The 12448-nt window shown below is 61.3% G+C and carries 12 protein-coding genes and 1 riboswitch; of the genes, 5 read left to right on the top strand and 7 right to left on the bottom strand.

Features of this window, described 5'->3' with window-relative positions; genetic code table 11:
- The first annotated feature begins 14 nt into the window (after nucleotides 1–14).
- Together ACEN9O_RS18650 and ACEN9O_RS18645 are read left to right on the top strand one after the other, a co-directional pair.
- Nucleotides 15–1382 (top strand): ATP-binding protein, encoded by a 1368-nt coding sequence (locus ACEN9O_RS18650; RefSeq protein ID WP_495613331.1) that lies wholly within the window; start codon nucleotides 15–17, stop codon nucleotides 1380–1382.
- Entirely contained in the window at nucleotides 1382–2089 is a 708-nt protein-coding gene (locus tag ACEN9O_RS18645) for a hypothetical protein (RefSeq protein WP_495613330.1), read from the top strand. The genes ACEN9O_RS18650 and ACEN9O_RS18645 overlap by 1 nt, the downstream gene beginning before the upstream one ends.
- Here the strand turns inward: ACEN9O_RS18645 and ACEN9O_RS18640 are convergent.
- Nucleotides 2076–2579: an Imm26 family immunity protein gene (locus ACEN9O_RS18640; RefSeq protein WP_495613329.1), complete on the bottom strand. Its 504-nt coding sequence runs from the start codon at nucleotides 2577–2579 to the stop codon at nucleotides 2076–2078. The two genes, ACEN9O_RS18645 and ACEN9O_RS18640, sit on opposite strands and share 14 nt — an antisense overlap.
- A 176-nt stretch (nucleotides 2580–2755) precedes the next feature.
- Nucleotides 2756–2854, top strand: a riboswitch (TPP riboswitch).
- Nucleotides 2855–2910: 56 nt separating this feature from the next.
- Here ACEN9O_RS18640 and ACEN9O_RS18635 point away from each other — a divergent pair.
- The gene (locus tag ACEN9O_RS18635) at nucleotides 2911–5040 is read left to right on the top strand and encodes a TonB-dependent siderophore receptor (RefSeq protein ID WP_495613328.1); all 2130 of its coding nucleotides are present in this window, start codon (nucleotides 2911–2913) and stop codon (nucleotides 5038–5040) included.
- Between the two features lie 88 nt (nucleotides 5041–5128).
- On the opposite strand, the gene ACEN9O_RS18630 is transcribed toward ACEN9O_RS18635, so the two are convergent.
- Nucleotides 5129–5326, bottom strand: coding sequence for a hypothetical protein (locus tag ACEN9O_RS18630; protein WP_495613327.1), 198 nt, complete (start codon nucleotides 5324–5326; stop codon nucleotides 5129–5131).
- Between the two features lie 27 nt (nucleotides 5327–5353).
- On the opposite strand from ACEN9O_RS18630, the gene ACEN9O_RS18625 reads away from it, so the two are divergent.
- Nucleotides 5354–5527 (top strand): hypothetical protein, encoded by a 174-nt coding sequence (locus ACEN9O_RS18625; protein WP_495618561.1) that lies wholly within the window; start codon nucleotides 5354–5356, stop codon nucleotides 5525–5527.
- 88 nt (nucleotides 5528–5615) lie between these two features.
- Here ACEN9O_RS18625 and ACEN9O_RS18620 read toward each other — a convergent pair whose 3' ends face one another.
- The 5 genes from ACEN9O_RS18620 to ACEN9O_RS18600 all read right to left on the bottom strand — a co-directional run bounded on the left by ACEN9O_RS18620 (nucleotide 5616) and on the right by ACEN9O_RS18600 (nucleotide 10925).
- Nucleotides 5616–6341: a hypothetical protein gene (locus ACEN9O_RS18620; protein ID WP_495613326.1), complete on the bottom strand. Its 726-nt coding sequence runs from the start codon at nucleotides 6339–6341 to the stop codon at nucleotides 5616–5618.
- Complete coding sequence (locus tag ACEN9O_RS18615) at nucleotides 6338–6865, bottom strand: AAA family ATPase (protein WP_495613325.1); 528 nt, start codon at nucleotides 6863–6865, stop codon at nucleotides 6338–6340. Before ACEN9O_RS18615 ends, ACEN9O_RS18620 begins: the two co-directional genes overlap by 4 nt.
- The gene (gene pnuC, locus ACEN9O_RS18610) at nucleotides 6862–7509 is read right to left on the bottom strand and encodes a nicotinamide riboside transporter PnuC (RefSeq protein WP_495613324.1); all 648 of its coding nucleotides are present in this window, start codon (nucleotides 7507–7509) and stop codon (nucleotides 6862–6864) included. Before pnuC ends, ACEN9O_RS18615 begins: the two co-directional genes overlap by 4 nt.
- Nucleotides 7509–9650 carry a S46 family peptidase gene (locus tag ACEN9O_RS18605; RefSeq protein WP_495613323.1) on the bottom strand — a complete coding sequence of 714 codons (2142 nt, stop codon included), beginning with the start codon at nucleotides 9648–9650 and terminating at the stop codon, nucleotides 7509–7511. The genes pnuC and ACEN9O_RS18605 overlap by 1 nt, the downstream gene beginning before the upstream one ends.
- 138 nt (nucleotides 9651–9788) lie before the next feature.
- The gene (locus ACEN9O_RS18600; protein ID WP_495613322.1) at nucleotides 9789–10925 is read right to left on the bottom strand and encodes a helix-turn-helix transcriptional regulator; all 1137 of its coding nucleotides are present in this window, start codon (nucleotides 10923–10925) and stop codon (nucleotides 9789–9791) included.
- A gap of 288 nt (nucleotides 10926–11213) precedes the next feature.
- Here ACEN9O_RS18600 and ACEN9O_RS18595 point away from each other — a divergent pair, with 288 nt between their 5' ends.
- Nucleotides 11214–12437, top strand: coding sequence for a hypothetical protein (locus ACEN9O_RS18595; RefSeq protein WP_495613321.1), 1224 nt, complete (start codon nucleotides 11214–11216; stop codon nucleotides 12435–12437).
- Nucleotides 12438–12448: the final 11 nt, after the last annotated feature.

The raw sequence follows: 12448 nt of genomic DNA, 5'->3' as shown, positions 1-12448 counted from the left end.
GCGCGGACGCGCGCATGAAGTTTCCGTCGAAGTTTCCCTTTACGTTTAGAGTCGCCAGCCTGAAGAGCGGCCTGTTCTGGCGCACCTTCTTCCTGCTGGGCGCGCTGACCACCACCAGCATGACGGCCTGGGTCGGCATGATCAGCGTGGTGCAGCACGAGCCGCAGGTGCAGCAGATCTCCTCCCAGGTGATCTCGGTGGTCACCATCACCCACGCCGCCCTCACCCACTCGGCGCCCGAACTGCGGCGCGAGCTGCTGTTCGACCTGGTGTCCAACGAAGGCATCCGCGTGTTCACGCTGGAGGATGACGACAAGGTCGATCCGCCGCCCGACAACGCGCTCATGCCCGACATCCAGAAACTGGTCAAGGCCAAGCTGGGCGAGGACACCCGCTTCTCGGCCCGCGTCAACGGCGTGGCCGGCTTCTGGGTCAGCTTCAAGATCGACGACGATGCCTACTGGCTGATGCTGGAACGCGAACGCATCCGCGGCCTGACCGGCATCCAGTGGCTGGGCTGGGCCAGCGTGGTGTCGGTGGTGTCGCTGCTGGGCGCGGCCTTCATCTCCAGCCTGATCAACCTGCCGCTGCGCCGCCTGACGCAGGCCACCCGCGCCTTCGCGCAGGGCAAGCGCCCCGACCCGCTGCCGGAAAAGGGCCCGATGGAAATCATGGAGGCCAACCGCAGCTTCAACCAGATGGTGGTGCAGCTGCAGCAGGTGGAATCGGACCGCGCCGTGATCCTGGCCGGCATCTCGCACGACCTGCGCACGCCGCTGGCGCGCATGCAGCTGGAGGTGGAGATGGCCAACCTGTCGAACGAGGCGCGCGAAGGCATCCAGTCCGACATCGGCCAGATGGACGACATCATCGGCCAGTTCCTCGACTACGCCAAGCCGACCGAGGTGTCGAGCTTCATCAACGTCGACATCAGCGAGCTGCTGGAAGACACCGCGCATGAAGCCGGCCGCCTGCCGGACGTGCGCATCAGCACCGACATCGTGGCCAACGCGCACGTGATGGGCAACGCCACCGACCTCAAGCGCGTCATCAACAACCTGATCGAGAACGCCCGCCGCTACGGCAAGACGCCCGGCAGCGAGCTCACCGAGATCGACATCAAATGCAGCACGAAGGGCATGCACACCGCGCGCCGCGTCATCATCGAAGTGCAGGACCACGGCAACGGCGTGCCGGCCGACCAGATCGAACAGCTGCTCAAGCCCTTCACCCGGCTTGACGCCGCGCGCGGCCAGGCCAACGGCGCCGGCCTGGGCCTGGCCATCGTCGACCGCGTGATGCTGCGCCACGGCGCCGAACTGCACGTGCGCAACCGCGACGGCGGCGGCCTGCTGATCCAGATCGTGATGAAGGCGATTTGATGCGGGCAGGCTATCTTGCGCTGCTGCTGGCGGCAGCTGGCCCCGCCATTGCCGCCAAGCCCGCCAAGCCGCCCGCCGCGCCGCGCATCGAGCAGCGCGCGCCCAGCGACGAGGAGCGCGGCTCCTTCGACGACTACTTCCGCCAGAAGATGCTGGCCGAGTCCAAAGGCGCGCGCCCGGTGCCGCCGCTGTTCGCGCCGGCGTTCGACATCCAGCGCCAGCATGGCAAGCCGTGGCAGGTGATCGCCCGTGTCGATTCGGCGCCGCGCCATTCGGCGGTCGACCTGTGCCGGCAAATCCGTTCGAGTTTCATCTACGACGCCAAGGCGCCCAAGGATGGCCGCTGGACCGAATCGGCCCAACCGCCGAGCTGGCATGTGTGGCTGGCGCAGCCCAGGACCATCTGCACCGCCGTCCCGCACACGGTGCTGATGGACCAGGCGCTGCCGCCGGAAGATGTGGTGGCGCTGCTGCGCCACTATCCTGAACTGCTGAACCGCGCGCGCCTGCTATTTGCCGGCAACTCGCAATGCATCCGCCAGCGCGCCCTGCCCTTCACCTTGCGCGCGATCGAGCCGGCGCCTCCCGCTGCCGGCGCGCCAGTCATGTTCAGCCTGGTATTTGACAGCGACCGCGACACCGTCGCCCGCGTCGCCGTGCGCAAGCACCGCGGCGAGTATGCGGCCTGGAACGTCAGTTGCGACTAGCGCTGCTGCTGCGGTTGATCGGGTGGTCTTGCGGCTCCAGCAGGCGGGTCAGCAGCAGCTCGGTCGAACCGTAGCCGTACAGCGAATCCGCCTCCAGGCCTTGCGTATCGTAGGGCACGGATTCCTCGCGCTCCGAGCGGCTCGGATCCGCATCCGAATACGTCACGCGCCAGGCGCGCTTGAGCGAATCGGCGCGGCGCAGGAACTGCGGCATCGGCCACCGCGCCGGATCCCAGTCCGCCACATCGCCCAGCACGCGCCAGTGGCCGCTGGCCAGCGCCATGTCGCCCACCCGCAGCACCTTGACCGCGTCCTGCGGCTGCAGCGTGTTGAGCTCCTCCAGCGAAGGCAGGCGCGCCAGCTTGGGGCCGAACAGATACGCCAGCATGATCTTGCTGCCCGGCGACAGCCGCGCCACCAGGCCCCAGCCGTAGCCGCCATCCAGCAGCGGTATGGCGAACCAGCTTCCCTCTTGATACGACTGCCTCATTCCCACCCTTTCACTCGCACGATGCAGCAGAGTGTCGCCAAAATGTATGGACATGATGGCGCCTCCGATAAAAGCTGTGACTGCTTCGTTGGCGCCCTGCGGCGCAAAACGCAAGTGTAGCGGTGCGGCGCGGATCGCGGCGCACGGCACCGCGCCTGCGGCACTGTGCTACACTAACGCCTCGCTAGGGGTCCTGGAGCATTGCTACCGGGTGAGAGATACCCTTCGTACCTGATCTGGATAATGCCAGCGAAGGAAAGCGCAAAGCGGTTCCTCCCCTCCTTTGATGGCTCTCTTCGCGGCTCCAGCCGAGAACAAGAGAGAGCACACAATGTACAAACCAAGTTTCGCAGTTTCCGCCATCGCCCTGGCGGTGCTACAGGCATTCCCCGACGCCGCCGTCGCTGAAACCTCCGCCGCCGAGCAGGCCATGCCCGAAGTGGTGATCACCGGCGCCCGCGCGCAAGCCAGCCGCGCCAGCGTGGCCGGCTTCTCCAACGCGCCGCTGCTGGAAACGCCGGCCTCGGTCAGCGTGCTGACCTCGCAGCAGATGCTGGACCTGCAAATCCGCTCCACCACCGACGCCGCGCGCTACGACGCCAGCATTGGCGACTCCTACAACGCTGTGGGTTATTCCGAGCAGTTCTCCATCCGCGGCTTCAAGCTGGACAACGCCTCCAGCTACCGCAAGGACGGCATGGCCATCTCGGCCGACACCCAGATCCCGCTGGAAAACAAGGAACGCCTGGAAGTGCTGAAAGGCCTGTCCGGCCTGCAATCGGGCGTGTCGACGCCGGGCGGCATCGTCAACTACGTCACCAAGCGCCCGACCGACACGCCGCTGCGCACGGTGGTGCTGGAAGAACGCGAACGCGGCACGCTGTACGGCGCCGTCGACCTGGGCGGCCGCTTTGAGGACCAGCGCTTCGGCTACCGCTTCAACGCCGCCGCCGAGCGCCTGCGCTCCTACATCAAGGGCGCGGACGGCAACCGCAAGTTCGTCTCGGCCGCCTTCGACTGGAAGATCTCGCCGCAGGCGCTGCTGCAGGTGGACGCCGACTACCAGAAGAAATCGCAGGTGACCGCGCCCGGCTTCCAGCTGCTGAACAATGAAACGCTGCCGGTGATCCCTGCCGACACCATGCTCAACAACCAGCCGTGGAGCCGTCCGGTGGAAACCACCAGCAGCAATATCGGCGCCCGTTTCGAGTACAAGTTCACGCCTGACTGGAGCACCACCATCAGCGCCAACCAGCACCAGTTCAAGCGCGATGACTACACGGCCTTCCCTTACGGCTGTACCGCCCAGCAGCTGTACCCCGGCTTCTGCGGCAACGGCGATTACGACATCTACGACTACATCAGCCTGGGCGAGAAGAAATCGCCGCTGACGGTGCAGGCGCTGGTGCAGGGCAAGTTCAGCACCGGCTCGCTCAAGCACGAATTCACCGGCGGCGCATCGTTGTTCAAGAACAGCGAGAAATGGGGCAACTACCTGTACACCCAGGCCGGCACTGACGGTCTCGCGTTCAGCAACATCTACCACCCTATCATGGTGGCGCCGGCGCCCGGCACCAGCGGTCCGGTCTCCGAGCGCCGCCGCGACAAAGAGCGCGCCGTGTTCGCGCAGGACATCGTGAGCATCAACGAGCAGCTCAAGCTGCACGCCGGCGCGCGCTACGTGCAGGTCAAGCGCGACGAGTATGTCGACTCGAACGCCCACACCGACGCCGGCTTCTGGCTGCCGAATGTGGCGCTGGTGTACAGTCTGCGTCCCAACGTCTCGGTCTACACCTCGTATGCGCAAGGTCTGGAGCATGGCGGCGTCGCGCCGATCGGCACGAACAATCCAGGCATCGCACTGGCGCCAGGTAAATCGAAGCAGGTCGAAGTGGGCGTCAAGGCCGACATCCATCCAGACCTGAGCGCCAGCGTGGCGCTGTTCGAGATCCGCAAGGGCCTCGAATACACCGATGCCCAAAACTACTTCGTGCGCAACGGCCAGGCGCAGCACCGCGGCCTGGAAATGGCGCTGAACGGCCGCGCCTCGCGTGAACTGACGGTGGGCGTCTCGGCGATGGCATTGAACTCGCAGCAGCACGACACCGGCTCGGCGGAACTGGACGGCAAGCGTGTCACCGACGTCCCTGCCTTCAAGTCGACCGTCTACGCCGACTACGCGGTGCCGCAAGTAGCCGGCCTGTCGGTCAACGCCAACTGGATCTATTCGGGCAAGAAGGCGTTCGACAACCAGAACCAGGTGTTTGTGCCGAGCTACCATGTGATGAACCTGGGCGGCGCCTACGCCACCCGCATCGGCGGCATCCAGACCACGCTGCGTGCCAGCGTCGACAACGCGTTCGACAAGTTCTACTGGCGCGACGTGACGCCGGAGCTGGGTGGTTATCTGATACCGGGCGCCTCGCGCACCTTCCGCGTATCGGCCCAGATGGACTTTTAACCCCGCATCCCTAAGCGATACGCCGGCCGCGCCGCTTAGGGGTCAGACCCCAACGGGGTCTGACCCCGCATGGCCGTGCGGGTTAAGCCTAAAAGACCAGCTGCACGCGCATCGAAAAACTCTTCGCTGCGCGTGCCGAATTCCTGCCGATCAGGTAAGCGAATTCGTACTTGATCTCCTGCCGGCCGATGTCGCGGTGTCCGAACACCGCCGGCCCGGCGCGGTGCGACTGCTTCCGGTATGGCAGCCAGTCGTTCCACTTCCCTACTTCCCCGAATGCCTGCACGCCGGGTTGCAACCACGGCTTCCAGTGATGCCTGACTTGCAGCTGATAGGTCAATCCCATCGGATTTTCGCCACGCTGCGTGCCAGCGTCGACAACGCGTTCGACAAGTTCTACTGGCGCGACGTGACGCCGGAGCTGGGCGGCTATCTGATACCGGGCGCCTCGCGCACCTTCCGCGTGTCGGCCCAGATGGACTTTTAACCCCGCATCCCTAAGCGATACGCCGGCCGCGCCGCTTAGGGGTCAGACCCCAACGGGGTCTGACCCCGCCTGGCCGTGCGGGTTAAGCCTAAAAGACCAGCTGCACGCGCATCGAAAAACTCTTCGCTGCGCGAGCCGAATTCCTGCCGATCAGGTAAGCGAATTCGTACTTGATCTCCTGCCGGCCGATGTCGCGGTGTCCAAACACCGCCGGCCCGGCGCGGTGCGACTGCTTCCGGTATGGTAGCCAGTCGTTCCACTTCCCTACTTCCCCGAATGCCTGCACGCCGGGTTGCAACCACGGCTTCCAGTGATGCCTGACTTGCAGCTGATAGGTCAATCCCATCGGATTTTCGCCACCGCCCGGCGCCACGCGATAGTCGCGCTGGAAGAACAGGTTGGCGTTGAACTGCGTGCGGCCGATCTCCGTCTGCAGCACCGGGCCCCATTCGAGCGTATAACCGCTGGCATTGTCGCGCGCCCTTTCCACTTTGGTATGCAGCGCCAGGTCAAAGGCATACTGGCCTTGCGTCAGCAGGTAATCGTTCTGCCAGGCCGTCTCCTGCCAATGGGCTGTGCCGCCGTTCGACTTGACCCACTTGGCGTACACCTCGGTGTACCAGCGCGACGTGACGCCGTAACCGATGCCGATTTCCGGCGCCGCCACGGTAAAACCCTTGTAGTGGGCGTTCCAGTATTGGTAGTCGATGGAAGCCTGGCCTTCCACATCGTAGGTGGAGACCAGGTAGTAGCCGGTATCGGCCAACGCCAGCGGGGACACGCACATCAATATCGCCGCCAGCCGTTGTTTCATCGCAGATGCCGCTCCACTTGGGATAATCGTTCGCCGGGATCGCCCGACACCAGCAGATAGGGTATCCCACGTGCCGCCAGCTCGTCCAGCAACATGCGGTTGACGATGACGCTCACTTCCTCGGACTCGCGCTGCAAACCGTCCGCCACCCAGGGGATGTCCGGCGCCGTCACCAGCGTGAAGGCGTAATCCTGCTGGTGGTCGGCAGCCAGCGCGGCTAACTGCTCGTCGATGCCGCCGAAGTAATGACGGCCGTAGACCACCGTCATCAGCGGCGCAGTGTCGCAAAAAAGATACTTGTTGGCGCGCGGCGCGGCCGCATCCTCTCGGTCGCGCTGCGTCTCGGCGATGTGGAACTGGTCGGCCGCCACCGGCACCCTGGCCTCGGTGTCGACGAACTCGCGCAGGTACTCGGGCACCCACAAGGTTTGATAGTGCTCGGCCAGTGCCGCCGCCAGCGTCGACTTGCCGGACGACGTGGTGCCCAGTATGGCCACGCGCAGCGGCGGCGCGTGCGCGCTCATTCCAGCGCCATGCGGCCGTCGCGGCCGTCCGTGCGGTCGCTGCTCCAGGCACGCAGCCCGATCACCGCCATGCCGACGAACACCGCATACAACACGGCCGTCAGGACCAGGTGCTTGTGCAGGTACAGCGCCACGTACAGCACATCGACGATGATCCACACATGCCAGTTCTCGATCTTTTTACGCGACAGCAGCAGCTGCCCGACCAGACTGCCGGCGGTCAGGAAGCCGTCCGAGTTGGGCACGTCGGTATCGGTATAAGACTTGAGGAACCAGGCCAGCAGCGCGAAGCCGGCCAGCCAGCCGCCTGCGGCCCACCAGCGGCCGCGCGCGTCCAGCGAGGATACGGGCAGCCGCTCATGACTGTCGTCGCCATGCAGCCACTGGTACCAGCCGTAGAACGACACGGCGATAAACACCAGCTGCAAGCCCATGTCGCCATACAGCCGCGTGCCGAAGAACACCAGCCCGTAGGTGGCCGACGAAATGATGGCGAACAGCCAGCCCCAATGGCTCTGGCGGATGTTGAGCCACACCGTGGCCACCGACAAAATGAAGGACACCAGTTCCAGCGGGGACGTGGCCACGCCTGCCAGATGCCAGGGCATGTTCAGGTACCCCAGGAGAACCGCTAGCTCGTTCATTATTTTTTCTTGGCCGGATACTTGATGGTCAGCTCTTTGAGCACATTATCGGCATGGTCCACTTCGGCCATCACCCACAGCATATAGCGGATATCCATATGGATGGCGCGGGTGATGGCGGTGTCGAAGTACCAGTCCTTGGTGATGGACTCGTAGGTCGAATCGAAGTTCAGGCCGATCAACTCGCCGTTCTTGTTCATCACCGCCGAGCCGGAATTGCCGCCGGTGGTGTCTGCGCTGGTCAGGAAATCGACCGGCACCGTGCCCAGGACTGGGTCCATGAACTGGCCGTAGCGCTTGGCCTTGATCGCATCCAGCAGCTTTTTCGGCGCGTTGAACGGATCCTTGCCGGTGTTCTTCTCGACGATGCCCTCGACCGTGGTGAACGGGCCCTTGGTGATGCCGTCCTTCGGCGAATAAGGCGACACCGTGCCGTAGGTCACGCGCAGCGTCGAATTCGCATCGGGATAAACCGGCTTGCCCTGCGACTTCTTCCACGCGATCACGGCCTGCATGTATTGCGGGATCACGCGTTCCAGGTTGCCGTCCAGTTCCTTGCGGCGTTCCGTCAGCGACTGCGACACGCCGTCCAGCTTCACGGCCAGCTGCATGAAGGCGTCGTCCGACGCGGCCAGCGCGGCGGCGTCCTTGCCCACCCACGCCAGGCGCTTGGCGGTATCGCCCAGCGACGACTTGGCATACAAGGCCGGCACCGCATCAACGGCCGGCAGCAGCGCATCCATGCCGAGGACGTGCATGGACTTCGGCAGCTTGGCGTAGCGCTGCAAGGCGGCGGTGAAGCGCGCCTGGTCGACACTGCCCACATAGGACTGCTCCAGGCGGTTCAGGCGGGCCTTGATGAAGGTCAGGTCACGCTCCTGATAACCGGCCTCGCGCTCCGCGTCCGGCTTGGCGCCCTCGCGCGCCAGGCGGTACAAGGTGCTCGCGCTCTTCAGCAGATCGCTGGTCGTGGCGACGCTGTGGCCGAATTCCTCATCGCTCAGCGCCAGGTCGGCGGCGATCACCGCGTCCAGTTCCGCCAGCAGGGTTTTCGACACGCCCGGCTGCCTGGCGTACCAGGCGCGGAACTCAGCATCCTGCACGTCCTTGATGGCGGCGATGTCCTTGCGCGCAAAGCCGTCCAGCAGGCCTTGGGTTTTCTTCATCACGTTGTTCATGCTCTTGTCGACGCTGGCGTAACGCACGGCGGCTGCGGGATTGCCCTTGGTGGCGGCGGCGATCACGTCCAGGTCGGCCTGAATCTCGGCCACCTTGGCCGGATACGCGGCATCGCGCGCGGCGCGGATTTCCGACGGCAGCTTGTAGCGGCTGGTGCGGCCAGGGTAGCCGGCCAGCAGCACCGGGTCGCCGTTTTTCAGGCCGGTGGCGGAGACCACCAGGAAGTCCTTCGAGTGGTAAGGCACGTTGTCCGGGGACGGGTCGGCGGGGCGGCCATCCTTGCCGACGTAGGCGCGCAGGAAGGAGTAGTCGCCGCCCTGGCGTGGCCATTCGTAGTTGTCGATGTCGCCGCCGAAGTTACCGATCATGTCGGCCGGCGCGTACACCAGGCGCACGTCGCGTATCATCATCTGGCGGATGCGGTAGTACTCCAGGCCGCGATGGAAGGCAGGCACCGAGCAGCGGTAGATCTTGTCGCTCTCGCATTCGGCGATCAGCGCCTTGATCGATTTTTCCACGGCGTCGTGGCGCTGCTTGCCGCTCATGGTGTCGCTCACGCCTTTGAGCACGCGGTCGGTGACGTTTTCAACCTTGTCGGTCACGTAGACCAGCGTGTTCGGGCCGCCCGGCAGCTCTTCGGCGCGGGTCTTGGCCAGGTAGCCGTCGACGATGTAGTTATGCTCAGGGGTGGCGTTGCGCTGGATCGCGCTGTACGCGCAGTGGTGATTGGTCACCACCAGGCCGGCGTCCGACACGAACGACGCCGAGCAGCCGGGCAGCGAAACGATGGCGCTCATCGGATGCTTGGACAGGTCGGACAATTTCTCGGCCGGGATGGTGATGCCGATGCGTTTCAGTTCGGATTTCAGCTGCGGCAGCTGGTACGGTTGCCATTGGCCTTCGTCGGCCTGCGCCGCTCCGGCGCCGATCAGGGCCACCGGAAGTACTAGATATTTTAACAAGATATACACCCCAGTTTGAGTTCTGGCGGCAGTATATTCCTTCTGCGGATAGGTGAAAATGCTTTTATGAGCAGCCGGCCTGGACCTGGGAACGCATCGACATCGAGGTCAGTTTCGGTCCATGCCAATAGCGCGAATCTAAAGATTAATTTCAGCAAGAAAAAAAGCGGGACTAGATAATAATAACGACACCAGATGAGCTTGGCGCTTAGTCCCCGTTTTACCAAAGATACTTTTCAACTGGCTACGAATGGTGTGGATAGACGTGCCACGCTCGCTTGCGGCATCTTCAAGCGTTTTACCGCAGCATAATGCCACGGCAAGCTTCGCCTCGGCTTCAGACAGACCAAATAAGCGTTTTACCAAATCAACAGTAATTACTGGCGAGTTCTCTGGATCAAAGATAAACATCAATGCCGCACCTTGCGACAAATTGCTTCCTGAAGGGCGCAACGGCATGATCATCAATATGAGCGGCATTCGTGCCGAGCGATGCAACAATACGACATTCCCTGGGTCGACAGTTTCACCGTGGCTTGCGCGAATTGCTTTGGTCAATTCAAGATTCAGGCTCCTTCTCGCCATGAGGTCGCGCGTAAAGATGCGTCCGTCCTCTATCCAGCAGTCTCTACTACCTTTAAGTAATAATTCGCTGCTACGATTTGCATGCACTACGCGGGAGTATTCATCGAAAAGCACAGTCGGCATCGCCAACACATCAAGACTGCTAGCAAGCACATTTTGCCCAAGTTGAAGCTCTGTGAAGCGTTGACGCATCTGGATTGCACGTTGTAAATGCGGCACAAACTCGTTTAACTGATCAATTTCATCACGAACAAACGGCGCCTGATCAGGAGAACGTTGGAGATACAGTTGGGTGAGCCAATTCCCTTCCCGGAGCACGGTTGCGCCTGTGGAGTAAGCGATACCTTGCGGTACAACCCATTCCTGGTAGAAGCGCGTAGCGGGGAAATTTTCTGGATACGGAACATCCAGATTACTGGCGTAAAACAGCGCGATCGGCTCAGCCATGATGTGCTGCGCCAGCATGTCTTCGCTGCTGTATTCCTGCACATAACTATCGATCGATGTCCCGTATACCCATAGTCCGTGGATATCGTGCGTCACTGCGTTTCGAGCGATCATCGTCACAGACTTGGACTGAAATGCGCGACACAGCGTTTCAATGAAGTCCTGAAATCCGGTCGGCGCCATAACGGCATCGTACAGGCATCCAAGAAGGGCCTGCTTGTCAGCTGTTGACAAAATACTCATTCCACAACACTCCTGGGCGGTGACGACTCTTCTCAGGCAGCTCGCTCCATGTCCAGCAACACCTACCCAATAGAGACTTTAGGCTCGATAGCAATATTTTTGATGATCTTATCAACAATTCACTCAAATGAGCGATGTTTTTTTGGGCGGAAAATTGCAATCTGAAAAAGAGAACTGACCGAGAAAAAAGTGGCTATTTCGACATGATTGCATATCGTGTTTGCTGAAATATAACGTTTCCCGTGCGCGGATCTGGTAGAACATTGTTTCAGTAATCAAAGGATAAAAATGAATTATAAAAAATTGGGTTCGATAGTCTTGACGGGATTTATCGCTGGAATGGCTGGCTGCGGCGGCGGCGAAAGTGCTTCGAATGCCGTGGTTACTCCACCCGCTCCGACTATCCCGAGTCTTTCAGGGGTATTTAGCGACGATCCGGTGGCAGGCCTGTCTTACTCTACAAGCGGCGGTTATAGCGGCACGACCGATGCCAAAGGAAATTTCAAATATAACAGCGGCGATACCGTAACGTTTAAAATTGGGAATCTCACGCTGGGCGCCGCCAAAGGCGGAAATACCATCGGCCCGGCTGATTTGTCTTCAAATTCAGATGTAACAACCAATTTATATGTCTTGCTGCAATCGCTAGACAATAAAAGCGTGGCAAATACCATTACGATCCCCGCTACCCTGAGCACCTTAGATCTGAGCGGCGTTGATATCACGCAAGCTCCAGCAACTTTTGCCGGCAGTGGTAATGCAGCGCTGCTTGCAGCACAAGCAACTGCGGGCATCTCTACCGGAATTGTTTCGTCTCCAGTCGCGCTGGCCCACGCGAATACGCAATTCCAGCAGCAGAGTGCTGGGGTATGGCAGTTGTATCAGGGAGATGTGGCTCAACCAATCATATTTCGCTTCGACGCCTCCGGCGGCTATTTAATGGGACAAGCATCAGGTACAAAACCCGGCATCGAAAAAGGGACGATCGTCGTGGATCCGCTGACTGCCCATTTTGCTGCGGGAAGTATAGCCCTTGACACCAATGGTGATGCAGGCTTGTCTAACTTATCCCCCGCAGAAAAGACGGAGACCATGAAATTAGACGGTCAGAATATCACCGTCAGAGATTCATCCGGAACACAGATATTTCAACTCCGGCGAGTCTCTAGTAACTCTTCAAGCGTCGTTGGGGTTTGGTCATTAAATTCGACTACAACTCTCGCGACACAACATTTCGTATTTTGGGCGGACGGTCATTACATGATGCTTGATCCAGTTGGAGATACGGGGACGAGTCGTTGTGGAAGTCCTGGAATCGAATATGGAACGTATACGTTTGTAGCAAGCACCGGTACGTTGACAGCCACTGCGGCCAGTGTTGATACAAACGGTTGCGGAGGCCTGCATGACACAACGTTGTCAGGCGTGCAGAACATTACTGGGAAATTAGCGGCAGACGGCGCTACTTTTACCGTGGATGCAGATACCGTATTGATGCGTGTTTCACCCTGATCAAAGTTAGA

It is taken from the genome of Duganella sp. Dugasp78 (assembly GCF_059491455.1).
This window is presented reverse-complemented; position numbering and strand designations above follow the sequence as displayed.

Coding starts and splice junctions, on each gene's coding strand:
- ACEN9O_RS18650 (WP_495613331.1), top strand. CDS start 15: ATGAAGTTTCCGTCGAAGTTTCCCTTTACGTTTAGAGTCGCCAGCCTG.
- ACEN9O_RS18645 (WP_495613330.1), top strand. CDS start 1,382: ATGCGGGCAGGCTATCTTGCGCTGCTGCTGGCGGCAGCTGGCCCCGCC.
- ACEN9O_RS18640 (WP_495613329.1), bottom strand. CDS start 2,579: ATGAGGCAGTCGTATCAAGAGGGAAGCTGGTTCGCCATACCGCTGCTG.
- ACEN9O_RS18635 (WP_495613328.1), top strand. CDS start 2,911: ATGTACAAACCAAGTTTCGCAGTTTCCGCCATCGCCCTGGCGGTGCTA.
- ACEN9O_RS18625 (WP_495618561.1), top strand. CDS start 5,354: ATGCCTGACTTGCAGCTGATAGGTCAATCCCATCGGATTTTCGCCACG.
- ACEN9O_RS18620 (WP_495613326.1), bottom strand. CDS start 6,341: ATGAAACAACGGCTGGCGGCGATATTGATGTGCGTGTCCCCGCTGGCG.
- ACEN9O_RS18615 (WP_495613325.1), bottom strand. CDS start 6,865: ATGAGCGCGCACGCGCCGCCGCTGCGCGTGGCCATACTGGGCACCACG.
- pnuC (WP_495613324.1), bottom strand. CDS start 7,509: ATGAACGAGCTAGCGGTTCTCCTGGGGTACCTGAACATGCCCTGGCAT.
- ACEN9O_RS18600 (WP_495613322.1), bottom strand. CDS start 10,925: ATGAGTATTTTGTCAACAGCTGACAAGCAGGCCCTTCTTGGATGCCTG.
- ACEN9O_RS18595 (WP_495613321.1), top strand. CDS start 11,214: ATGAATTATAAAAAATTGGGTTCGATAGTCTTGACGGGATTTATCGCT.